This window comes from Aestuariivirga sp., assembly GCF_047600585.1.
GTDB lineage: Bacteria > Pseudomonadota > Alphaproteobacteria > Rhizobiales > Aestuariivirgaceae > Aestuariivirga.
Map to the genome: position 1 here is coordinate 1,622,738 of NZ_JASGKP010000001.1, position 23,116 is coordinate 1,645,853.

General features: G+C 61.8%; 22 protein-coding genes and 1 tRNA gene. 8 read left to right on the plus strand and 15 right to left on the minus strand.

Annotated features, from left to right (window positions below; all coding sequences use genetic code 11):
• Positions 1-3: 3 nt before the first annotated feature.
• The 11 genes from mazG to QM801_RS07985 all read right to left on the minus strand — a co-directional run bounded on the left by mazG (position 4) and on the right by QM801_RS07985 (position 12,127).
• Positions 4-867 carry a nucleoside triphosphate pyrophosphohydrolase gene (gene mazG, locus QM801_RS07935; protein ID WP_415018672.1) on the minus strand — a complete coding sequence of 288 codons (864 nt, stop codon included), beginning with the start codon at positions 865-867 and terminating at the stop codon, positions 4-6.
• Positions 868-1,033: 166 nt separating this feature from the next.
• Entirely contained in the window at positions 1,034-3,529 is a 2,496-nt protein-coding gene (locus QM801_RS07940) for a hypothetical protein (RefSeq protein ID WP_415018673.1), read from the minus strand.
• A gap of 24 nt (positions 3,530-3,553) precedes the next feature.
• The gene (locus QM801_RS07945; RefSeq protein WP_415018674.1) at positions 3,554-4,348 is read right to left on the minus strand and encodes an MBL fold metallo-hydrolase; all 795 of its coding nucleotides are present in this window, start codon (positions 4,346-4,348) and stop codon (positions 3,554-3,556) included.
• Positions 4,345-5,160, minus strand: a complete 816-nt coding sequence (locus QM801_RS07950; RefSeq protein WP_415018675.1) for a TatD family hydrolase — start codon at positions 5,158-5,160, stop codon at positions 4,345-4,347. The genes QM801_RS07945 and QM801_RS07950 overlap by 4 nt, the downstream gene beginning before the upstream one ends.
• Entirely contained in the window at positions 5,157-6,707 is a 1,551-nt protein-coding gene (gene metG, locus QM801_RS07955; protein ID WP_415018676.1) for a methionine--tRNA ligase, read from the minus strand. Before metG ends, QM801_RS07950 begins: the two co-directional genes overlap by 4 nt.
• Positions 6,708-6,729: 22 nt before the next feature.
• Positions 6,730-7,719 (minus strand): DNA polymerase III subunit delta', encoded by a 990-nt coding sequence (locus QM801_RS07960; RefSeq protein ID WP_415018677.1) that lies wholly within the window; start codon positions 7,717-7,719, stop codon positions 6,730-6,732.
• Positions 7,712-8,344 (minus strand): dTMP kinase, encoded by a 633-nt coding sequence (gene tmk / locus QM801_RS07965; protein ID WP_415018678.1) that lies wholly within the window; start codon positions 8,342-8,344, stop codon positions 7,712-7,714. The genes QM801_RS07960 and tmk overlap by 8 nt, the downstream gene beginning before the upstream one ends.
• On the minus strand, positions 8,341-9,510 hold the full coding sequence (locus tag QM801_RS07970; protein ID WP_415018679.1) for a D-alanyl-D-alanine carboxypeptidase family protein: 1,170 nt from the start codon (positions 9,508-9,510) through the stop codon (positions 8,341-8,343). The genes tmk and QM801_RS07970 overlap by 4 nt, the downstream gene beginning before the upstream one ends.
• A gap of 92 nt (positions 9,511-9,602) precedes the next feature.
• On the minus strand, positions 9,603-10,661 hold the full coding sequence (locus QM801_RS07975) for a septal ring lytic transglycosylase RlpA family protein (protein ID WP_415018680.1): 1,059 nt from the start codon (positions 10,659-10,661) through the stop codon (positions 9,603-9,605).
• A gap of 171 nt (positions 10,662-10,832) precedes the next feature.
• The gene (locus tag QM801_RS07980) at positions 10,833-11,621 is read right to left on the minus strand and encodes a tetratricopeptide repeat protein (RefSeq protein WP_415018681.1); all 789 of its coding nucleotides are present in this window, start codon (positions 11,619-11,621) and stop codon (positions 10,833-10,835) included.
• A gap of 50 nt (positions 11,622-11,671) precedes the next feature.
• Positions 11,672-12,127, minus strand: coding sequence for a DUF2147 domain-containing protein (locus QM801_RS07985; protein ID WP_415018682.1), 456 nt, complete (start codon positions 12,125-12,127; stop codon positions 11,672-11,674).
• Positions 12,128-12,208: 81 nt separating this feature from the next.
• Here QM801_RS07985 and QM801_RS07990 point away from each other — a divergent pair, with 81 nt between their 5' ends.
• From QM801_RS07990 to QM801_RS08000, 3 genes are all read left to right on the plus strand, one after another.
• Positions 12,209-12,976 carry a class II aldolase and adducin N-terminal domain-containing protein gene (locus QM801_RS07990; protein ID WP_415018683.1) on the plus strand — a complete coding sequence of 256 codons (768 nt, stop codon included), beginning with the start codon at positions 12,209-12,211 and terminating at the stop codon, positions 12,974-12,976.
• Positions 12,977-13,054: 78 nt separating this feature from the next.
• A tRNA-Ser gene (locus tag QM801_RS07995) sits at positions 13,055-13,144 on the plus strand.
• A gap of 166 nt (positions 13,145-13,310) precedes the next feature.
• Positions 13,311-14,507: a tyrosine-type recombinase/integrase gene (locus QM801_RS08000; protein ID WP_415018684.1), complete on the plus strand. Its 1,197-nt coding sequence runs from the start codon at positions 13,311-13,313 to the stop codon at positions 14,505-14,507.
• 37 nt (positions 14,508-14,544) lie between these two features.
• Here the strand turns inward: QM801_RS08000 and QM801_RS08005 are convergent, their stop codons facing one another.
• From QM801_RS08005 to QM801_RS08015, 3 genes are all read right to left on the minus strand, one after another.
• Positions 14,545-15,636 (minus strand): hypothetical protein, encoded by a 1,092-nt coding sequence (locus QM801_RS08005; RefSeq protein WP_415018685.1) that lies wholly within the window; start codon positions 15,634-15,636, stop codon positions 14,545-14,547.
• 35 nt (positions 15,637-15,671) lie between these two features.
• On the minus strand, positions 15,672-16,136 hold the full coding sequence (locus tag QM801_RS08010; protein WP_415018686.1) for a hypothetical protein: 465 nt from the start codon (positions 16,134-16,136) through the stop codon (positions 15,672-15,674).
• 188 nt (positions 16,137-16,324) lie between these two features.
• On the minus strand, positions 16,325-17,050 hold the full coding sequence (locus QM801_RS08015; RefSeq protein ID WP_415018687.1) for an HIRAN domain-containing protein: 726 nt from the start codon (positions 17,048-17,050) through the stop codon (positions 16,325-16,327).
• Between the two features lie 295 nt (positions 17,051-17,345).
• Here QM801_RS08015 and QM801_RS08020 point away from each other — a divergent pair, with 295 nt between their 5' ends.
• The 5 genes from QM801_RS08020 to QM801_RS08040 all read left to right on the plus strand — a co-directional run bounded on the left by QM801_RS08020 (position 17,346) and on the right by QM801_RS08040 (position 22,323).
• On the plus strand, positions 17,346-17,618 hold the full coding sequence (locus QM801_RS08020) for a helix-turn-helix domain-containing protein (RefSeq protein WP_415018688.1): 273 nt from the start codon (positions 17,346-17,348) through the stop codon (positions 17,616-17,618).
• Positions 17,619-17,711: 93 nt separating this feature from the next.
• Positions 17,712-18,626, plus strand: coding sequence for a hypothetical protein (locus QM801_RS08025; protein WP_415018689.1), 915 nt, complete (start codon positions 17,712-17,714; stop codon positions 18,624-18,626).
• A gap of 1 nt (position 18,627) precedes the next feature.
• Complete coding sequence (locus tag QM801_RS08030; protein WP_415018690.1) at positions 18,628-20,844, plus strand: bifunctional DNA primase/polymerase; 2,217 nt, start codon at positions 18,628-18,630, stop codon at positions 20,842-20,844.
• 633 nt (positions 20,845-21,477) lie between these two features.
• Positions 21,478-21,867 carry a hypothetical protein gene (locus tag QM801_RS08035; RefSeq protein ID WP_415018691.1) on the plus strand — a complete coding sequence of 130 codons (390 nt, stop codon included), beginning with the start codon at positions 21,478-21,480 and terminating at the stop codon, positions 21,865-21,867.
• A gap of 3 nt (positions 21,868-21,870) precedes the next feature.
• Positions 21,871-22,323, plus strand: coding sequence for a hypothetical protein (locus QM801_RS08040; RefSeq protein WP_415018692.1), 453 nt, complete (start codon positions 21,871-21,873; stop codon positions 22,321-22,323).
• Positions 22,324-22,325: 2 nt separating this feature from the next.
• Here QM801_RS08040 and QM801_RS08045 read toward each other — a convergent pair whose 3' ends face one another.
• Entirely contained in the window at positions 22,326-23,111 is a 786-nt protein-coding gene (locus QM801_RS08045; protein ID WP_415018693.1) for a helix-turn-helix transcriptional regulator, read from the minus strand.
• Positions 23,112-23,116 lie beyond the last annotated feature (5 nt).

Here is a 23,116-nt window from a genome sequence, read left to right on the forward strand (position 1 = left end):
GGGTCACAGGCATTTCGCCTTGGCCTCGTTCCACAGGCCATCCATCTCTGCGAGATCGGATTGGGCTGGTGTCTTGCCCTTGGCCTTCAGGGCGTCCTCGATATGGGCGAAGCGGCGCTCGAACTTCGCATTCGCGCCACGCAGCGCTGCCTCCGGGTCGATGCCGTAGTGACGGGCGAGGTTGGCGAGAACGAAGAGCAGGTCACCCAGCTCCTCGGCGCGTTTCTCCTCAGGGGCGTCCTTCAGCTCGCTCAGCTCTTCGCTGATCTTGTCGTAGACGTGGTCCACGTGCGGCCAGTCGAAGCCCACCTTGGCCGCCTTGGCCTGCAGCTTTTGGGCGCGGGTGAGACCCGGCAGGGCCAGCGGCACGCCTGCCAGCACGCGATCGGGTGCCTTGCCTTGCGCGGCACGCTCCTTGGCCTTGTTGGCCTCCCAGAAGCCCTTGGCGACGCCGCCGGAGCGGGCCTGCTCATCACCGAAAACATGGGGGTGGCGGCGGATCATCTTGCGGACGACGCCCTCGACCACGTCGTCGAAGGTGAAGCTGCCTTCCTCGGCGGCCATCTGGGCGTGGTAGACGGGCTGGAGGAGGAGGTCGCCGAGCTCGTCGCAGAGATCGGCGCGGTTGCCGCGCGCGATGGCGTCAGCGACCTCGTAAGCCTCCTCGATGGTGTATGGCGCGATGGACGCGAAGTCCTGCTCAAGGTCCCATGGGCAGCCCGTCACCGGTGTCCGCAGCGCCTGCATGATCGCCCGGAGCGTGCCGATGTCGCGGGGATCGAGCGTGGTGGGGTCAAGGCGCTCAGTAGTCTCAGGCGTCCCGGGCGTCTCTGGCGAGGGTTCGGGGGGCGTGGTGGAGGTGGCCATGACGGTATCCTGTCGCGATCCGCGCCTCCCATGGCGCCATTCGCATAATATATATTATGGAATATTCTGATGCAGGCATGAGACCGGGCCAAAGGCCTGAAAACGTGCCCCCATCAAAGACATAGCCTGATGCCCTGACGGATTGCCAGAGCGCTCCCTGTTGGCCTCAGCGCAGCGGTGCCTGCTTCGGCCATTCCCGGGGCTTGCAGGTGGCAACCTTGTTGCCCTGGTCGTCCCACTCGTTGTTCAGGCAGTCGAACCAGTACGGCGTCTGCTTGGCCCAGGACGTGTCTGCGAAGCGCTTCTGCAACATCTCCTGCGCCGGCTTCGAGTACGCCTTGTGGCCGCCGTGCCAGTTGCAGCCGTAGCGCACCACCTGATTGGCGCGCCCCAGGGCTTCCGCAGCACCGTCCTTGGTGGCCTTGGCCCAGCGGATGGCCGCCTGCGTTAACAGCCGTGGCGCCTGAGGCGCCTTGGCCAGCTTGCCGGCCTCGGACCAGTCCACGGCCTTGACCATGGCATGGGCCTTCAGCAAGCCGTCACGCGCCGTGTCGGCATTGGCAACGGCGGTGTCTTCGAGCACGGGCTTCAGGTCGTCGGCATTGTAGTCCTTGACGGCGGTCAGGCCGGCGTCATCGTCGAAGCGCTTGCGGATGGCGCCGAGGTGACGGTCGGTCTCCAGCGGGCACCACCAGTTCTTGTCGTTGTGATCGTAGCTGTCGATCTCGGCGAAGGACTCGCGCTTGGTGGACTCGATGGGGTCGGTCCAGTCCGGAGAATTAACCAAGATGCCGAAGCGCGGATTGCGGAGGATGGTTAACGTCCACTGGCGATCAGCGCGCAGTTTCGGGAACTCCGTCTTCACCGCCTCGTAGGCCGTCTTCACCTCCGGATTGGCGGCGAGCATGGCTTCCGTGTCGGCCTTCTTCGGCGTGCGGCCGCGGGCATAGTCGCGGGTCCAGGCGGCGCGCAGCAGGAGCGCTTTCTGTTCGGGCGCGAAGGTTGCGTCGTCGGCGAGCTTGCGCAGCGTGGCCGCTGGCAGCAGGTTCAGCACCGGGTGCGAGAGCTTCGCGTTGCTGAGCTTCACCGCCTCCAGGAATTTCGCCTGATCTTCGGCCACCCAGCCGAGGAAGCCGCTGAGGTTCGCGAGCGTCGCATCGCGGTCGTAGTCCTGGCGCTTGTTGATGCCGTCGATGAGAGCGGGCGTGACGAGGGCATCGCGCAGGCGACGCCCCTCCTCCGCGTTCCCCGTGGCGAGAACGCTCTGCATCAGCTTCGGCAGGATGATGTCGACGTAACCGACAGAGCCGGTGATCGGCAGGTCCTTGAGGCCGGCATAGGCTTCATCGAACTTGCCGGCGATCACCGAGGCGCGCGTTGCCTGGGCGGCCAGTTCCGTGATGGCGGCCGCTTCGGGCGCGTCACCGCAGGAGGTCTGCACCTTGTCGGCGGCGGCCTTTACCTTGGCCCAGAGGGCGGCGCGGCTGGCGTCGTCGCTGCCGGTCTTGAGCGCGTCGATCATGTCACGCGCAGGCCCCGTGATGCCTGCGGCTGCAGGCTGCACCGCCATGGCGCCATCCACATAGGCCGCTGACCACGCCGTCCACTTCGGTCCCACCATGGTCCAGGGCGCACGCGAATACATCTTGTCGACGGACTGGCCCGCCATCATCCACAGCACCATGGGGTGCTTGCGGCTCGCATCGACGAGCGCCTTCGAGACGGTCGGGTTTTCAGGGAGCGTGCCCTTCACCCACCAGTCGCTCTCCTTGTCGCGAACGCCGACGAAATCGATGTCGTAGAGCGCGGCAGCATATTCGGCCTGTACCTTCGGATCGGCGGTGATGGCGGAGGCAGGCTTGCTCAGGACATCGACGGTGTTGTCGATGAGCGTGGTCCAGCCTTCGGCGGTGTCTTCAAGATTGGCGATGTAGCCTTGCAGCGCCTTGGTGATGCCATGCACGGAGGCGAGCGACGGATCAGCGAGGATGGCGGCCGCTTCGGCGCGGGCTTCCGTCAGGTTCTTGGCATTGGCGAGGAGGTTCGCCACGTTGTAGCGGGCGGCGGCCTTGTGCACCGAGTTGCTGGCGCCGATCGCCTTGAAGAGCTGCACGGCCTTGGTCTTGTCCTGGCCGTAGAAGGCCACCGATGCGGCCTGATAGGCGCGATCGTCGGACTGCATCTGCGCCAGTTCCGGCTTCACCTCGATCGGATCGGGAAGCGCCGTATCGGCCTCTGTGGCATTGCCCGAGCAGGCCTTGAGCACGCGGGCCTGCGCCTTCAGCCATTGCTTGATGTAGGGATCGGTCTTGCCCAGCTTGCCGACGCGTTGGTTCAGGACCTCGAGCGGATATCCCATGCGGCACTCGTAGGGCACGTCCTGAAGCTCGGGCATGTCGGGGGCGAGTTCGGCGGTCGTCTTGCGCCAGGTGTCGGTGGCGGCATAGCTTCCGTTGAAGGGGCTGTCGGGATCGACCTGGGGGGCGCCGAGGCCGTTCAACTGGCGCCAGCTTGCAGCACTGAAGGGCTCGCGGGCGAACTGGTCGAGGGAGGCATTCAGCTTTTCGGGGGCGCAGGCCGTCTGGGCGAAGGATGGCGCGGCGGCGGCCAGCGAGGCCACGGAAAGCGCAAGCGCAAGGCTTGCAAGGCGGCGGGTGAACATGAAGAATCCTCCAGGAGGTAAGAGTTAGGATTCGATCACCAGCCCATCATAGGCCGGTTTCACGTGGGATGGGAGTTCACGCAACAAGGTTTGGTAATCGAGGTCGATATGCATGTTGGTCAGGATCGCCTGCCGGGGCTTGATCCGGTCGATCCAGGCCAGGGTTTCGGGCAGGCTGAAATGGCTGGAATGCGGGGTGCGCCGGAGGGCGTCCACGATCCAGATGTCGAGGCCTTGAAGGGCAGCCACGGCGTCCTCGTCGAGGTCATTCACGTCAGGCGAATAGGCGATGTCGCCGATCCGGAAGCCGAGGGCCTTGATGTTGCCGTGCTGCATGTTGAACGGCAGGGCGGAAAGCATGCCCCCTGCCCCTTCGGTGCCGAAGCGCTCACCCGCAACGATGGCGTGGTGACGGAGGATGGGCGGATAGTCGCTGCCCTCCGGCGAGGCGAAGCAATAGGCAAAGCGCGACATCAGCACGGCCGTGGTGGGCGCATCGGCCCAGACCGGCACCTTGCGGCGGGAGCGCAGGAAGAAGACGCGGAGTTCGTCGATCCCGTGCGTATGATCGGCGTGTTCGTGGGTGAACCAGACCCCATCGATCTCCCCGATGCCGGCGGTCAGCATCTGGTCGCGGAGGTCGGGCGAGGTGTCGACAATGACCCGCGTTGTTCCGCCGGCACCTGTCTGCTCCAGCATGACCGAGCAGCGGCGGCGGCGGTTCTTCGGGTTGGACGGATCGCAGTCACCCCATTCATTGCCGATGCGGGGAACGCCACCTGACGAGCCGCAGCCGAGAATGGTGATGCGCAGGCTCATGCAGATGCCCCGCCATAGCTTGCAGGCTTCGGCACCTTGCTGAAGAGGCGGAAGAAGTTGTCGCTCGTCACCTTTGCCATGTGGGCGACGTCGGCGCCACGCGCCGCGGCGAGGTGTTCCAGCGTCTTCACAACGAAGGAGGGTTCATTGTCCTTGCCGCGATGGGGCACGGGCGCAAGGTAGGGCGAATCCGTTTCGACCAGAATGCGGTCTTCCGGCAAAGCTCGCGCCGTGACTCGCAGGTTCTCCGCCGATTTGTAGGTGAGGATGCCGCTGAAGGAGACATAGAGACCGAGCTCCACCCCCTTGTGGGCGAGCCACTCCTGCGAGGTGAAGCAATGCAGCACCGCCTTGAAGGCGCCCTTGCGCATTTCCTCTTCCAGCACGCGGGCGGTGTCGTCTTCCGCCTCGCGCGTGTGGATGACGAGCGGCAGGCCGGTCTCGCGCGCGGCGGCGATGTGATTTCGGAAACCGGTCATCTGCGCGTCACGGGGCGACAGGTCGTAGTGATAGTCGAGGCCCGCCTCGCCGATCCCGACGCATTTCGGGTGCGCGGTGAGCCGCACGATCTCCGAGACGGGCACATCGAGTTCCTCATGGGCGTTGTGAGGATGCGTGCCCACCGTGCAGTAGACGTGCGGATAGGCTTCCGCGATCTTCAGCAGGTTGGGAAAGGCGCGGACGCGCGAACTGATCGACAGCATGAGGCCGACACCAGCCGCCTCCGCCCGCTCCATGATGCCGGAAAGCTTTTCCGCCATCCCCGGAAAATCGAGATGGCAGTGACTGTCGATGACGCGCATGGCGCTCATCCCTTTGCCGTCTCCGCTTCGGGATCGACATAGCGCGGGAACACCGGCGCCGGTGCCGGAAGCGCCGTACCGGAGACGAGCGCCGCATCGAAGTCGGCAAAGCGGCGCGCACCTTCGAGCACGGCCAGAAGATCAAGCAGCTTCGCGGCGGATGCAGGCACGTACGGCTGGATCAGCAGGCCCACGCGGCGCAGCACTTCGGCGGTGACGTAGAGCACCGTTTCCATCCGGGCGGGATCGGTCTTCTTCAGGGCCCAGGGCTCCTGCCCCGCGAAATAGCGGTTGGCATCGGCCACCACCTTCCACACCGCGTCCATCGCCTTCGAAATGGCATAGGCCTTGTGCTGGGCACGGACCTCGGCAAGCAGGCCCTTGGCGGCATCGAGCATCGCGGTGTCGGCCTCCGAAAGCGGGCCCTGCACCGGCACCTTGGCGCCGCAGTTCTTGTTGATCATGGAGAGCGACCGCTGCGCGAGGTTGCCGAGGTCGTTCGCCAGTTCCGCGTTCATGCGGCCGATGATGGCCTCGTGGCTGTAGGAGCCATCAGAGCCATAGGGCACTTCGCGCATGAAGAAGTAGCGCACCGGATCGACGCCGTAGCGTTCAACAAGGTCGGAAGGCGAAACGATGTTGCCCGTCGACTTCGACATCTTCTCGCCCCTGTTGAACAGGAAGCCGTGGACCACGATCTGCTTCGGTACCGGCAACTTCGCCGACATGAGGAAGGCAGGCCAGTAGATGGCGTGGAAGCGGGTGATGTCCTTGCCGATGACATGGGCCGACGCCGGCCAGAATGCAGCCTTCGGCGCGCTTGGATCGGGGAAGCCCGTCGAGGTGATGTAGTTGGTGAGTGCATCGACCCAGACATACATCACGTGCTTGGGCGCGCCCGGCACCGGTATGCCCCAGTCGAACGTCGTGCGGCTCACCGAAAGATCGTTGAGGCCACGCTCCACAAACGAGATGATCTCGTTCCGGTATTGCTCGGGCACGATGAAGTCCGGGTTCCTGGCGTAGAACTCGAGCAGCGGCTTGGCATAGGCCGAAAGCTTGAAGAAGTAGCTCTCCTCTTCCACCCACTCCACCAGTGTATTGGTCTTCAGCGAATAGCGCTTGCCTTCGCGTTCCTCGATCTCGTCTTCGCCGTAATAGGCTTCGTCGCGCACCGAGTACCAGCCGGAATACTTGGAGAGATAGATGTCGCCATTGGCTTCCATCCGCTTCCAGATCTCGGTGACGGAGTCCTTGTGTCGCTGCGAGGTGGTGCGCACGATGTCGTCGGCGCGGGCGTTGAGGAGATCGCCCATGGCCTCGAACTGGGCGGCGGTGCGGTCGGCAAGGCCCTGCGGCGAGAGCCCTTCGCGGGCCGCCGTCTGCTGCATCTTCTGGCCATGCTCGTCCATGCCGGTGACAAAGAACACGTCGGCGCCATCGAGGCGCTTGAAGCGCGCCATCACGTCGGTGGCGATGCGCTCGTAGGCATGGCCGATGTGCGGGGCGCCATTGGCATAGGGAATGGCCGTCGTAATCAGGTATTTTTCGCTCATGACAGGGGCTTGTGCCCCGGAATCAGGCCGCCTTCAAGGCATCTTCTAGGGTGGCGAGGGCATTGAGCGCGGCAGTCCGGCGGTCGAGATTGTAGCCGGCCACCACGCCCCGTGCGCCGGAAATCTCCTGATGCGCCTTGGCGAGGGCGGCTGCCCTGCCCGTGCCGGGCTCGGCGGCGGCTTCCCGGGCCAGCCAGTCCAGAAGAAGGTCCGCGAAGATCTCGAAGTCCTGCACCGCCGCCTGCCGCTGGGCAAAGTATCCCGCCACGGCGAGCTTCGTTCCGGAGCTCAGGGTCTTTGCCTTGAGGAAGCTGTCGAAGGCCTTGGCGCCGAGGCTGTCGCGAAGTTCGAGGGCACGGCCCGGGGAACCACCGGAGAGGCGTGCGGCCGCGGCGAGGCCGTCGCTCTCCTTGCCGTCGAGCGGAAGCTGCCGGAGGATCTCTGCCACCGTCTCCGGCCCGAGTGCCGAAAGTGTGAGGCGGCGGCACCGCGAACGGAGCGTCCGCAGGAGCCGTCCCGGCCGGTGGGAGAGCAGCAATATCAGGGCCTTGTCGGGCGGTTCTTCGACCAGTTTCAGAAGCGCGTTGGCGGCTTCGGTGTTGAGTTCATCGGCACTGTCGACGATTGCCATGCGCCAACCGCCGCTGCCCGACGTGCGGGCAAAGAACTCCGACATGCGGCGAGCGTCATCGACGACGATTTCCTGACGGAGGCGCTTCGGCTTGGAGTCCGTGAAGCCGCGCTCGAGCACGAAGAGATCGGGGTGCGAGCGGGCGGCGATCCAGCGGGGCGTCTGCGCCGGATTGGTGAGCGACAGGACGTGTTCAGCAAGCTTGTAGGCAAGCGTCGCCTTGCCGATGCCACGGGGCCCGGTGATGAGCCAGGCGTGATGCGGGCGACCAGAGGCAATCGCGGAGGTGAAGCGCTCCCGCTCCGCCTCATGCCCCAGCACGCGTTCTGCGAAGCGAGGGTGCCACGGCACCTCGCGTGGGTCTTCTATGTCCTCAGCCATGGAGACGGGTCTCCACTGCTGTCCAGACATCGGCGAAGACGGCCTCCACATCCCGTGCCGCATCAATCACCACGCAGCGGCGCGGCTCGGCCGCAGCAATGGCGTGGAAGCCGTCGCGCAGACGTTCGTGGAAGTCCCTGCCCTTGCGCTCGAAGCGGTCTTCGGCGTCGCTGCCGCGCGCCGTGGCGCGGGCAAGGCCTTGTTCGGCGGGCAGGTCGAAGATCAGGGTGAGGTCAGGCTTGCAGTCCCCGATTGCCATCTTTTCAAGAGCGGCGATCTCTTCTGCCGCAACGCCCCCGGCAAAACCCTGATAAACGCGGGTGGAATCCATGAAGCGATCGGAGATGACGACGGCGCCTGCCGCAAGGGCCGGCGCAATCACCGTGCGCACATGGACCTCGCGCGCCGCAGACATGAGCATTGCTTCCGAGGCGGCAGACCAGGCACCGGTTTCGCCGCGCACCAGAAGCGCCCGCAGCGCCTCGCCCTGGGGCGTGCCACCGGGTTCGCGGGTCAGCACCACATCACGCCCCGTGGCGCGCAGGGCGTCTGCGAGGCGCTTGCCCTGGGTGGACTTGCCGCTCCCCTCCCCGCCTTCCAGCGTGATGAAGACTCCGCGCTTCAACCGCCGAACGCCATGATCATGGCGCTGTCGAGCGCCTTCTGCCACATGGAGTCGACCGGATCGACTGAGGTCGATGTCATCACGGGGAGTTCGGCCACAACGCGGCCTTCGATGAAGACCTTGACGATGCCCACCTCGTCACCGGCTTTGACTGGTGCAAGCAGCGGGCCCTTGTAGGTGAGCTTCACTTCTGCGGTCTTGCGCTCTTCCTTGGTGAGGGCGACGCTGAAGGAGGTCTTGGTGACGAGATCGACCCAATCGTCCTTGCCACCCCAGACGCGGGCACGGCCGACGCGGTCGCCTTCGGCATAGACTTCGACGGCGCGGAACTTCGACAGGCCCCAATCGAGCATCTTCTCGGCTTCCGCCTTGCGCTCGTCGACCGAAGGCATTCCGGCCAGCACCATGATCAGGCGGCGGCCGTCACGTTCGACGGTGCCGACAATGCCGTAGCCGCCGTCCTTGGTGAAGCCCGTCTGCATGCCGTCGGCACCGGGATAGTCCACCAGCAACGGATTGCGGCTGGGCTGGTTGATGTCGCTCCAATTGAAGCTCTTCTCGGAGTAGATGGTGAAGAAAGCGGGATGATTGAGGATGATGTAGCGGGCGAGGAGTGCAAGATCGCGCACGCTCATCTTCTGGGCCGGATCGGCAAGGCCTGTGGAATTGCGGAAGGAACTGTTCTTGAGGCCGATCTCTTCCGCCTTGGTGTTCATGCGGTTGACGAAGGTCTGCTCCTTGCCGTCGATCCCTTCCGCAAGCGTGATGCAGGCGTCGTTGCCCGAGGCGATGATCGAGCCGCGCAGAAGATTGAGCACGCTGATCTCTGACTTGGCCTTGGCATACATGGTGGTGCCCTTGGAGGCGGCGCCACCCTTCTTCCAGGCATTAGTGCTGACGGTGAACATGGTGTCAGGCGAGAGCGCGTTGGACTTCACAAGGTCCATGACCACGGCCTGCGTCATGAGCTTGCTCATGCTGCCGGGGGCGAGCGGCGTATCGGCATCCTTCTCGTAGAAGATGCGGCCGGATTTCGCGTCCATCAGGATCGCGGCGCGCGCCGTCGAGACATAGGTCTCGTCACCCAGTGCCTGGGCTGCCGCGGGCGCTGCCACGGTCATCAACGAGACGAGCAGAAGGAACGCAAAACGCACGGCAAATCGCATGTCAGGTCTCATCGAACAGGGGGACTTCGTCAGTCCCCGGGTTTTAGGACCCCCTCACCCGAATTGCAATTCTGACCTTGGAATTGCGGCAGTTATCCGGCGTTCTTGTCGGCGACCTGCTGCACCCGCACGCGGCGGATCTTGGCGCCGGTGTAGCCCCGGTCCTGCAGCTGGTAGACAATCTGCGTGGCGGTGTTCTCGTCCCCCACGGGCCGCGTCTGGATGCGGTAGAGCGGGCCGTCCTGGCCCTCGAACTGGAACATCTGCAGGTCGAGTTCGCCTGAGAGCTCCTCATAGGCCGCATCGGCATTGTCGCGGTTGGCGAAGGTGGCGACATGGACGACAAAGCCCGCCGTTGCGTAACCGTCGTCCTGCGGCTGTTGCGGCGGCGGAGGCGGTTCGGGCGGCGGCTGATAGGCCACCGTCGTCGACTGCGGGTCCTGGCTGTCCTGGTCATCCTGCGGATCGTCGTAGAGCGGCTGCTGCGCACGGCGCTTGCGCACGGGCGGGTCGGCGGAGGCCACCATGGTGTTGGCCGGCGCCTTGCTGTCTGACAGCGCGGCGAGCTGGCGGATGCTTGCGCCCTGCTCCATCTCAGCGTTCATCATCATCAGATGGCGGTAGCCCTTGTCGTTCAGCGGCGCGTTGGCGATCCACTGCACGCGCACCGGCGCCTTGCCGCGGTTGCGATAGCCCAGGGCATCGGCGCTGCGCTTGGAGAGATCGATCAGACGGGTGCCCACGAAGGGTCCGCGATCGTTGATGCGGACGATGATCTGGCGGCCGTTGTCGAGGTTGGTGACCTTGGCGTAGCTGGGCAGCGGCAGCGTCGGATGCGCCGCGGTCAGATCGTTCATGTCGAAGTATTCGCCGTTAGAGGTGCGGCGGGCATGGAAGGCCTCACCGTACCAGGAGGCTTCGCCTGTCTTGTCGTAGCCCGGCTGTTCCTTCGGCGTGTACCAGCGGCCCGCCACCTGATAGGGCTTGCCGACGAAGTAGCGGCCACCGCCTTCCGGGATGGGGCCCTTACCCTTGTAATAGGCGCTGCCCTTGCCCGCGAAGGGATCAAGCTTTTTGCCGCTCGAGGCGCAGCCTACGAGACCGAGGGCCACAAGCCCCATTACCACCAGAAAGAAACCTTGGCGCCGCATGGCTGCACTCCCAACCGGCCTCCCCGTCCCAAAAGGAGGTGTGATCGTCGTGTGGCCCCCGTGACCACTCAACGCACAATGCGGCCAACAGGCTGAATGCCCGGTTGAGAATCTTGGTTAATGGTTCGTATGCAACACTTTTGCTGCACCGGTTGTTCACGATGACGGGGATCAATTACCCTGGGTTTGTGCAGGGGCCGGCGCACCCGCCTGGCCTGCATTGGCCTGCATGCCGTCGAGGCGGGACAGGTTGGCCTGCGCCATCTGGTTGCCCTTGGCGATGGCCGCACGATAGAATTCACGTGCCTTCACCACATCCTTCGTGGTGCCCCAGCCCATCTCGTAGAGGCTGCCGAGATTGTTGAGGGCCCAGGCATCCCCCTGGTCGGCGGCTTCGCTAAAGAGCTTCAGAGCCAGCTTGTAGTCGCGCACCACGCCCTGTCCGCGCACATAGAGCAATCCGAGATTGACCTTGGCCGGGGCGTAGTCCTGGTCCGCGGCCTTCTGGAACCAGAAGGCGGCCTTCTCGTTGTCGGCATCGATGCCGTCGCCGTTCTGGAGGCGGAGACCGAATTCGTTCTGCGAAGGCGCGTGCCCCTTTTCAGCACCCGCCTGAAGCAGCGTCGCTGCTGCAATCTTGTCAGGGGTCAGGCCCTTGGCGCCGCGGCTGATCAAGCGGGCAAGGCGGTATTGCGCTTCGATGTTTCCCTTGAGGGTTGATTCGCGATACCAGCGGGCGGCCTGCTGGGCGTCCTTCTTGGCTTCGATGCCCAGTTCGTAGTGGATGCCGACGGCAAGCTGGGCCGTGTCATCCCCCGCCTTTGCGAGCTTCATCTTCTTGGCAAAGGACAGGCCTTCCAACGGCATGGCGTCTTGAGCCATGGCGGAAATGGCAATCAGGCCGGCGAACACAACAGCAAAAATTACACGCGGAACGCAGGAAAGCAGGCGCAACGCCATTTTAGCCACCAGATTGATTAAACTACCCCCGCCGTTATGGGGTTATAACACTACGGGACGCGAATGAAACGGTTCTTTTTGCAAAATGGGCCCCAGCAACCCTGGAGAGTCATGGCGTTGCCCGAGAGTTGCAGTTCTGACGCGTAAGTGCCTCCGTCATCGGCGTTGTAGATGTAACCTTTCCAGCGGTTTGGGCCTGCGGGCTTGAGCCCGCTTGCCACCTGCAGGCCGATGATTTGCCGGTTGCGCAACGACGGGTTCGGGTTCTCGTGATCGACCTTCGGTCTCCCCGCCTTGTTGAGCGGATGTGCAAGGCCGATGATGGTGGCGCACAGGCGGCTGCCGCCGCAGTAGCGCACGCGCACCGTTACCTTGCCGCTGTTCAGCCGCCACGTCCCTTCCGGGCCCGGGTCGCTGAGCGATGGAATTGTGGAGCCGGCGACTACACCCGCCGCCAGAATTGCCATCGCCACTACGCGTGAAACCGCCGTTGTCCGTTTCGCCATCTGCATCCGCCTCATGTTCTGCCGTCATTTGCCAGTGGCTGCCGCCTGCACTAGCATTGCCGCATCGTGAGGAGAACGCCCATGGCCGACGTGACCGCCTTCAACCGCAAGCCCACCACAAACGCTGCCGAGAGGCAATTGCGGGTGGATCTCGCTGCCGCCTTCCGTTTGGCAGCCCACTATGACTGGCATGAGGCAGTGGCAAATCATTTCAGCCTCGCGGTTTCGCCGGATGGACGGCAGTTCCTCATGAACCCGCGCTGGAAACACTTTAGCCGCATCCGCGCCTCTGACCTGATGCTGCTCGACTCGAATGACAAGAGCACGATGGACCGCCCTGATGCGCCGGACCTGACCGCGTGGAGCATTCACGGCCGCCTGCATGCCCTGCTCCCGCATGCCCGCTGCATCATCCATCTGCATCCGCCCTATGCGACGGCGCTCGCTTCGCTTGCCGATCCCGAGATCAAGCCCATCGACCAGAACACGGCGCGCTTCTTCAAGCGCGTTGCCATCGATCTCGACTACGGCGGCATGGCCAACACCGATGCCGAAGGCGAGCGCCTCGCCTCATCGCTCGGCAACCGCTCGATCATGATGATGGGTAATCACGGCGTGCTGGTGTGCGCCTCGACGGTGGCAGAGGCCTTCGACCTCACCTACTACCTGGAGCGCGCCTGCCGGAACCTGATCCTCGCCTATTCGACGGGCCAGAAACTGCATGTGATGTCGGATGCGATTGCTGAAAAGACAGCACTCGAATGGGAGGCCGACCGCGAGCAGTTCCATTCCCACTTCGCCGAGATGAAGGCGATCCTCGACGGCAAGGATCCCGGCTACGCCGACTGAGGAGGCCGACTGAGAGGGCCGTGGCCCTCGTCCTTGACCAAGCCTGCACCGTCCGCCATACGGCGGTTGCGTCGGCGCGGAGGGGTGGCAGAGTGGTCGATCGCGGCGGTCTTGAAAACCGTTGGGGGTGCAAGCCTCCCGGGGGTTCGAATCCCTCCCCCTCCGCCAATTGGCGTCCGCGCCTGTTTCTCCCTGTTCGCCACCGTCTCTTAAGCTATTGACTCGAAAGCCTTGAAATCCGCCACTATCCGAGGGCGTCTCCCGGCGTTTGCCCTGAGCCAGCTTCTCTGCTAGGACAAACGCTAGGACAAGTGTTAGGCGGAGACCTCCAAAAATGGCCCGGACACTCAACAGACTGACCGTTCGGCAGGTGCAGTCGATCACCGATTCCGGCCGCTACTCCGATGGCGGCGGGCTCTATCTCAAGGTGCGGCCAGGCGGCTCCCGCCAGTGGGTCTTCCTCTTCGCCAACATCGTCAACGGCAAGCGTTCCCAGACCGAGATCGGCCTGGGCAGCGCCGCTGCTGGCGGCGTCTCTCTTGCCGAGGCCCGGGAGCGGGCGGAGCAGTTCCGGAAGAACCGGGCGGCCGGCGAGGATCCTCTGGCCAAGAAGCGATTGGCAGAGAGCGCTGCAGAGGCCAAGGGAGTCAAGTTCGGGAAGTTCGCCGACGACTACATCAAGACCCACAAGGCCGCGTGGTCGAACGAGAAGCACGCAGCACAGTGGTCGATGACCCTCGGGGTCGCCTACTGCAAACCGATCCGCAATCTGTCCTTGCCCGAGATCGGCGTGGACCAGGTTCTCGAAGTCCTCACGCCGGTATGGGAAAGCAGGCCGGAGACTGCGAGGCGTGTGCGCATGCGCCTTGAGAAGGTGCTGGACGCTGCAAAGGTGAAGGGCCTGCGCTCAGGCGACAATCCGGCCCGCTGGAAGGGCAATCTCGATCACCTGCTCCCCCGCCATAGCAAGGTCACTCGCAGCCATCACGCTGCAATGCCCTTCCACCAAGTTCCGGAGTTCTACTCGAAGCTCACCGAGAAATGGTCAGTTGCTGCGCTGGCGTTGCGCTTCCTGATCCTGACGGCAGCCCGGACCGGCGAAGTGATCGGGGCGACTTGGCCGGAGATCGACGAAGAGAAGAAGGTCTGGACGATCCCGGCCGAGCGCATGAAGTCGAGACGCCCTCACCGGGTGCCGCTGTCAGAAGCAGCGCTGGACGTTCTCAAGGCTGCCAAGGGCAAGCATTCGGACTATGTCTTCCCTGCCCCAAGCCACGATGGGCCCCTGAGCAACATGGCGCTGTTGATGCTGCTCCGGCGCCTGGACAGCACCGACGTCACCGCCCACGGCTTCCGGTCCAGCTTCCGGGATTGGGCAGCGGAGACGACGAACTTCCCGCGGGAAGTTGCCGAGATGGCGCTGGCCCATGTGGTTGAGAGCGACACTGAGGCGGCTTACCGGCGCGGCGACCTGTACGAAAAACGCCGGCAGCTCATGGCCGCTTGGGGTGCGGTTGTGTCGCGATCCTAGCACCGATCCGCTTCGCCCATTGAGATACAAGCTGCCACTAGTTTTCTAACGGTGGATCATAGAATTGAGGCGTGTCTCGCCTCTCTGGCGCCGCCCCAGTAAGTGTGCGCCAATTGTTTTTCATGAAATCATTGCATGTTTCGGCAGCAAGTCGAATTCGATGTTGTCCAGATTCTTCATCAATTTGGAATGCCTCGCAGAGCTCAGCTTTGATAACTTCCTGATCGTTCCGAGAGATGCCCTGTACAGTGCCCAGCACAATAGCGTGATTTTGAATCGGCGCCTTGATGAGTTCAATATTCTGACGATGGAAACCAAACCCCAAAAACACTATGCGATCGGCAACGCTCAGCGCATGTTGTATGCTCTCAAGAAGCGCGTCGTCGTTCACTTGCTCCGTGAACGTTCTAATTTGCCCGTAGGTCGCCAGAATATCGCGTGTGCTTGCGCTTCCAAATTTTGCAGGTTGGACGGTCCCAGGCATCCACGGCAATCGTCCCACTTGCCCGTACGGCCGATACATTGAAAGTGAAACCACGTCCTGCTCAGCAAGTTCCGGCTTAATGCCTAACGCGCCCGACATATGGAACCTCAAAAAGTGCTCCAAGCACCGGTCATAATTGAAATTGACGATTGTGAGATTGTCGAATGCTCTTTGGTGATCGCTTGATCGCAACCCCTCAGTGATGAGCTTCGCAAGAATCTCGTACCACGTGCCTTTAAACTGTGAAAGATCGAGATCTTCTGGTCTTCGCTCCGTCGTGCGAAACTGATTTGCCTCACCTTCTGCATGCAATATAGCGCGAGCAATTGCTAGCTTGCCGAGCATTTCGACTTTGGGGTTTTCAAGAGTGTGAATGACATTATCAATCGATAGTGCAAGTTTTGCAGCCTCCAAGAGAACACGGGCGGCACCTATGTGTTGGTTGAATATGTCTACAGAACGACCCTCATCGATGATGGCCCGCAGAGCATCGATGATGCAGAGGTCTCCTGATATGGGTTGATAGTGGTCGAATCTGATGTCCACCAATCGGCAAATACGCTCTAGGAGTTCGCTTCCTAGGGGCATGTTCACTTCGTAGCTCGCACCGGCACCCAAAACTAAAACCGTCTTTGCTCGAAACATTTTTCTATCTCATGATCAGCCTTAGCACGTCCACTCTACCGTCCCACGAGTTCGCAGTTGGCGTTCTGAAACTTTATTCGTGCATCGAGTTCGCGCGTCGCCGGTTCCATCACCCAATGCGCCGGGTCCTTGATCTCGGAGCCCCCGGCATCGCGCTTCACCACGTTGTCAAATGCCTCATTCATTGCTGCTTCAAAGATGCGACCTACGATGAAATCGGCGTTCGGTCCCTGCAGTCGGGAAGTCACGGCTATTGGAGTGTCCGAGAGGTCTTTTGGTGTTATGGTTTGATCTAGCAGTCCATCAACGAGCTTAACACCCGCGTCGTGCGCCAGGCCAAATAGGCGACGCTGCTCTTCGGATTGTTTCGAAAGCTCAGCGTATGTGGCGCAGGTGAAACCAGCCCAAACTGTTCGGCCTAGCTTCGTGGCTTCTGATGCTCCCGCTGAGGTACTGCTCAGCTGCGCTGACACCAGCGCGAAAAAAATGAGCCCTTTCATTTGCCCCTCCTATGGCACCCATTTTGGTTCGCCGGGTCTTGCCCCCGGGGCACCTTGCAGGGAGGCCGGCACCACCCGGACCGTGCCATTTGGATCAAAGACCACCATGGCAGAACCGAACTTATTCGTGATGGCTCGAACGGCACGCTCCAGGTCAGCTTGTGACAAGCGGGACATCCTCGGCATGCTTAGCATCCCTCTACCCCAATTGACTGGGCGACGCTGCAGCGCATTGCCACACGCTGCCCGGCGACCGTCATGACCCGATAGCGCTCGTCGTTCGAACAGGTAGCAGCAACCGAACCGTCAGCCAGGGCAGCCGCTCGTGTTACCTTGGGGCAAAGGCTGATACCAAAGTTGTCGTGAATGACCCTCTCCGCCTCCCGGACAGGGTTGGGCGTTGGCGTGGAGGTCGCCACAGTAGACGCATTGATGCTGGCCCCTAACCGCGGCTCGCCGACCTTCTTCGAGAGCTGGGTGATGACGATCAGCGCAATGCCGCTCGCCAGTGCCAGGCCGACTATTCGCCTGATCCCGAACTTCCTCTCGCCTGACGGGTCAGGCAGTCTGGTGTGTGACGAGGCCTGCAGTACAGGAGCTTCGAACTCTCCGTCTTCAACGATGGTGATGGTGATCTTGACCGCGGCCGGCGTTCCGTCTTCGCCCATGATCAGCCCGTCGGCCGTCACCTCGTGCGCGTCACCCTCCTGCAGTGATTCCCAGACCCATCTCTTGCTGGCCGGAATGTAGCCAATACGGGTGTCACCATGAAGCACCGCGACCGCCTGGTGGTCGTAGGGATTGTCGGGCTCCTCCCAGAGGTCAAGCTCGTCACCCTCCCGAATGTTTTCGAGGATGTAGTCCAATCGACCCTCGTGCTGAATGCCTACTACCCGGCAGGGATAACTTCGCATGGTCGCCTCATGTCGGAAGTCCAGATCCGGTTACAGTCTTGGACCACTCAGCCTGACGTGCCAAGTGCCCTCTTGATTGACCTGGGTCTCAGTCTCTGGCTCTCCGTGGTCAGGAACAGCGAGTTTGGATGTCCGCCGTTGGCCCTCCTTATTTGATTTTTTCCGTAATCTGAGTTATAGGTCTTTTGCCAGAAATGGTGGCTTGCGCGTTCGCGTTCATCGCGGCGCCCTTCCGGTTTCGTCAACATCGGCCGAAGTCGTCCAGCGGTCATCAACTCTTGCATGGAGGTCCAGCATGACTGGAATCCCCGCGGTTGGTGGCTCGGAACTGCCATCAACCCCCAAGCCCAAAGAGCCGACAGCGAGCGAGCTGCGCTTACAGTCCTTTATCGCCATTGAGCGCCCTCTGGTGTTCTCAGTCCCTGAAGCCTGCCACTTGCTTCGTATCTCTAGGACGGTGCTTTACGAGCACATCGCGCGCGGAACGCTTAAGCCGATCAAGCGGGGTCGGCGTACGCTATTTCATCGGGACGAGGTCGAGCGCTTTGCTGCGATCACTCTGGTCTGAAAAGCCGAACGCCGGCGAAGGTCCCTTCACCGGCGCCCGATTTCCACAAATTGTAAAACAACCCGACGCGGCTACCACCCCGCGGCCATTCTCATGGAGACTGACGTGAATTCCTTACCACAAAGTCGTGCCCACGCCAAACGCAGCTCAGCCGAAGTGCCTGAGCACGGCGACCAGCTGCCAGACTGGTTGGCGAGAAAGCTCCGCTTGCTGACTTCCGCTAGAAAGATGCTTGCAGACGGCTGCCTTGCCTTCGATGCCACGGCTGAGACGATTGAGGGCCCGCCCACCGGGCGGTACTCAGGAGATTTGCGAGCGTTATGGGGTTGCAAGCGTGTGCGGACCGATTGTCCTGGAATAGAGACGCTGGTCCGTCATACAAACCTGCAGGATCAAGCCCGCAGTGGATTTCGCCTCGATGCAGGCCAGCCGCTCACTGCGTCGCTGGAGGCGCTACGCAAAGATCGACTGCTCCACGACGCAATTCTATCCGCCGACGTGCTCACGGTTTTGAGGCCAGGAGCTCTCGCTTTTGCCGAAATTTTTTCGCCACCCGATAACCGGCGCGAGGTGGTTCTCTTCCTCGAATGTTCTCCAGTTGTTTTCGCAGCGATCTCCGCTTCCCTTTTCTCGGAGCTTTTCGCAGAATTTGGAACGTCCTGTGACATCCGTAGCGATGGCGAAAACGTCCTGCAGTTCCGCCGCTCCGACCGCGGCTCCGCCAGAGTCATCTTGCACTCGAAGTCGCTCGCGACTGAGCCCTTTGCGGCTATCAAATACGCAGTGTTTTCAAAGAATGCACTCTTTCAACAGTTACTGCTTATCGCTGAAAGGTTAGTAGTCATCCGTAAGCGCAAGCAGAATCCGCCCTGGTGGCATCTTCCCGGACTTTGGCCAGCCGAATGGGTGGGAGACAGGTGCAATTTCGTGTTGGCCGTGATCACTGACGATGGAGACAGGGCCGAGTGGGTGGCGGCTCAACGCTCAACAAAGGCGCGGAGACCCTGAGATGACAACACTGCACAAAGCCTTGGCACTCGCTGCCAAGGGCTTCCGCGTCTTCCCGATCCCGGCCAACAGCAAGAAGGCCGTGCTCGTGGATTTCCCCAACAAGGCGACGACCGACGAGGCCAAGATCCGTGAGTGGTGGACCGATTGGGACGAGGCCTTGGCGCACCACAACATCGGCATCAGCACAAACGACTTGCTTGTGATCGACATCGAGGGCCAGTCGAAATCAGGCATCCCGCCGCTCGAAACCATCAAGAAGATCGAGGCAGAGCTCGGCAAGTTGCACTTCATGACGGACACGCCGTCCGGCGGCTATCACGTCTATCTCAGGCTTCCTGAAGGGCGCCGCGTCGCCAACAGCGTGCGGAGGCTCTGGCCCGGCGTCGATACGCGGTCATGGCACGGCTATGTTCTGGCAGACGGCTCCGTGATCGATGACGCGCCCTACAGGTGGACGGAATCCATACCGGACGAAAATCGCGTGCCCGAGGCCATCGGCGAGCTGCCGATAGCACCGGACTGGTTTCTGGATCGATTCAACGCGCCGAAGGAAAAAGCCGACCAGCCGGCCGACATCGATTACGACACGCCGGACGCCGTGCTCAAAGCCACCGACTTCCTGAAGCGCGCCAAGCCGTCCATTCAAGGCGATGGCGGAAACGATCAGGCTTACAGGACCGCCTGCCGCGTGCGCGACTTCGCTGTGAGCGAAGACACGGCGCTCGAGCTCATGTGCGACCATTGGAACAACCGCTGCGAACCCCCGTGGAGCGTCGATGAATTGGAGCAAGCCATCGGTAACGCCTATCGCTATGCGCAGAACACGCCGCGGGTGCCAGGTTCTGAATTTGAGGCAGTGGCCATCGAAGATGCCCCGAGCCCAGGGAAGTCTCTTCCTCTGGTCTGTGAACCCCATGGCGACCTGGACGCGGCTACGATCCCGAAGCGCCATTGGCTGATCGAGGGCGTCGCAGCGCGGGGCTTCGTTACGCTGGTGTCAGCGCCCCCCGGATCGGGCAAGACACAGTTTTTGGCGCAGCTCATGCTTTCGGCCGCCTACGACGCCCCGTTGGCCGGCTTTGCGGTAAAAGAGGCCACGGCTGCCTGGTCATTCAACGCTGAAGACGACATTTCCGAAATGCGCAGGCGCATCGCTGCCGCCGCACAGCATCATAACCTTCGACACGATGCCAGAAAACACGATTGGGCCATCAACTCAGGTGTCGAGCATCCCCTCAACATCGCTAAGTGGGATCCGCAGGCTCATCGGCTGCGGATCGACTTCGGGGCAATCGAAAATCTGAAAGCCAACATCGTGAAACAACAGATCGGGTTGTTGATCTTGGACCCGTTTGCAGACCTCCACGATGCACCGGAATCCGACAACGACGCTATCAAGCGGGTCATGGGGGTATTCACTCAATTGGCGCAGGACTGCAATTGCGCGGTCGTGATCGCCACCCATACCCGAAAGCTGCCGAACGCGAGCTCCGATGGCCACGCGGGCAACGCGGAGTCGGTCCGCGGGGCCAGTGCGATGGTGGCCAAGGCACGAGTTGTCCTGACCCTCATGCCCATGAGCCCTAAGGAAGCCAAGGCTCACCACGTCGAGCCGCAGCACCAAGGACACTACCTGCGCATCGACACGGCCAAGAACAACCTCGGGCCCACTGAGCGCGGCGCCAAGCCCCTCTGGATGAAGTGGGAGAGCATGACGATCGCAAATGGCGACAAGGTGGGCGTGCTCGCACCGGTATCGCTTGAGAAGACCGAGAGCCGAGTCAAGAAAGAGGCTTTGCCGGGCGAGGAGTTTGTGGACGACAAAGCGGCCACCACGGCCAACGTCTTGGAAGCGGCGGGTGTCCGTCCGGGTGAGGAGGTTTTCCTGGCGCGTTACAAGCGCGCTATTGTCGAGGAGGCCAAGAAGAACGGCTTGGAGAATGAAAGCCGATACGAGAAATTTTTCACTGCGGCCGTCGCTGACAAGGTGGCTCTGCCGGCGGGCAACGGTCGACTGCTCGTTTTTCGCAAGAATGACGGATTGCACGCGGATCGAAAAATCCGTGTCAAACTTTTGTCAAGCAACAACGTCGTCGACTTTCCGGGCAAGAGTGGCGCAGCAAATCGAGCAGATGTCGATATCCACTCGAGCACGGTTTTCCCCTCAGCAGACGAGCAGAAACGGGCAGAGTTATCGTCTGCCCTGGGTAATTGAGGCCCGAAAATCAAGGCTATTTGGGCCATGGGTGGATTTGGGCAGACGAGCAGATTTGAGCAGATTCTGCCCGATGAAAGAAAAGGCCATTTTGTATGGGTTTTTTGAGCAGATTGTGTCTCTCCCTACGGGAGATGGGCCGCCATCTGCTGCGGCCCCCTACCCTGTGGCCACGTTGCATTTTGTTGCAACAGCAATGGGTGGTCGCACTGCCTGCGAACTGCTTTGTTGCTTTACAGGAGCTGCGTTGCGCTTGCCCCAGGCCGAAGCTGGCGACCCGCAACTCGAAGCCATGACCTGAGGCCAACGCAGATTTGGCCACACAGCGCCACGTCAGATAGGGTGCATGATCAGGAGCCAAAGCGTGCGAAGTCGTTCCTGAGCCAACGTCGCGCAGCCGCGAGGCCATCTGCGGGCGACTTGGCGCCGGCAGCTTTCAGATGAGAGGTTTTCGCCGAGAGTGATCCGCCAGGTCGCTTTTTGCGACCTTTTCTGTTAAAATGCCGTGATATGACCATGGACACTCTACCCGCACGCGGAAGGCCCAAGAGCCGAACCGGAGTCAGTCCGGCGGCGAGCCGGGAGTTCGCTTGGCATCTCGCCTCTGGCAAAAGTCAGGCAGAAGCAGCACGCTTGATTGGCTATGACCCGCGCCGCGTTACGGACCTTTGCCGCAGTCGCGAATTTGCGGCCGAGCTCCGCAATGCCCTCGATGACCGGCTTCGGATTGATCTCGCGCCCAAAGCGGTGGCCGCCCTTGATCAGATGATCACGGATGAAAAGCTATCGCCAAAAGTTAGACTCGACGTTGCGAAGGCCATCCTTGATCGCTCAGGCCATGGCGCCCTTGAGGCAGGCCGAACTCAAGGCCCCGAGGGAGACGTAATGGATAGTTGGTCGATCGATCGCCTGCAGAAGTTCATCTCAGATTTCGAAGAAAAATTGAAAGAGGAGGAGGCCAAGCGAGCCGAAGTGGCCACCGACGTCACGCCTTCGCCTGTCGAAGAATTGTTGGAGAATTGACGGATGCTAACCGCCAGAGTGGGGGCTTTTGCCTTACTGCTGATCGCATGGGTGTTTGACCCGCCGGTCGCTGACGCTCAGGAAACGCTGCTTTGCGTTGCGGATGCTGCCACGGGTTACAAATGGGATGGCAAGGACTGGCAGTCCGTGAACTTCAACGTGTCTGATGAGAAGTACGCGGTGAAGCCCAGCCAACGGCAGCGGAGTCCAGCCGACGGTATGGATTACGACGTCGTTCGCTTGGGTGACAATTATAGCTCAGCCCCATGTTGGCGGGAGAAATTCAAGAACGGGAACTACATGGGGCAAGTGGCATGCGGTGGCCTTGGCATAGGATTCATCGTGAACTTCACGACGCTGCGATTTCAGCACGTCTACGGCCATGGTTTTGTCGGCGGGGCTGATGACGGCAAGGATAGCCCGTACATCGCTATCGGAAAGTGCGTGAAGATGTGAGACTAGCCGCTGTATGCGGCGAACTCCTCATCCATCGCCGCCCTGATCTCCCGTAGCGCCTCTATCTCCTCAGGCTTCACCTTGCCATCGGCCTCGCAGATGATCTCTACCAACGACCAGACTTCCTCGTAGTCACCGGAGTTGCCGGTCTTGGCCATTCGGGCAATTGCCGCTTTCATAGCTTGCGCGTCAGGGTCTTGCGCCTTGGCCCATCGACGCAGGTCGGCGAGTTGAGCGGTTGTGAGTTCGATACCCATGTCATTCGCCCTGATCTCGGCGATACGCATGATGAGATTGACTTCCTTGCGGCCTAGAACGCCATCGGCGCTTGCAATGAAGGCCAGGAGCCGGAGCTCGTCCCCGATCCGGGCAATCACATGACGGGTTCGGCCGTCAGGGTTCCTGAAGTAAGGCGCGAAGAACTCGACCGGCTCATAGATTTCGCCCGAACTGTCGGCCACGTCGACGATGCCGTCCAGCCGAAAGGTGCGGGGCTCGTTCCTCAGCTCGCAGAAGCCCTCAAGGTACTGGCAATTATTCCAGGCATGAATTCGACGGAGCTGCACCCACCGCTCGCTCGGCTGATCGGCGCCGTCAACGTAGTGCAACCATACGCGGAGGCCATCTATCTCCAGGTCACCATCGCCGCCCTTAAATACGTAGTCGATTGCATCATTGGCGGCTTTGGCGCGATTTAACCGTGACGGGTCAGACGGCTTGGGCCGCTTCGCAAACCATCGTTCAAAGAAGCCCAATCCGCTCTCCTTGGTTAGTGACATTTTCGCCATTCGGG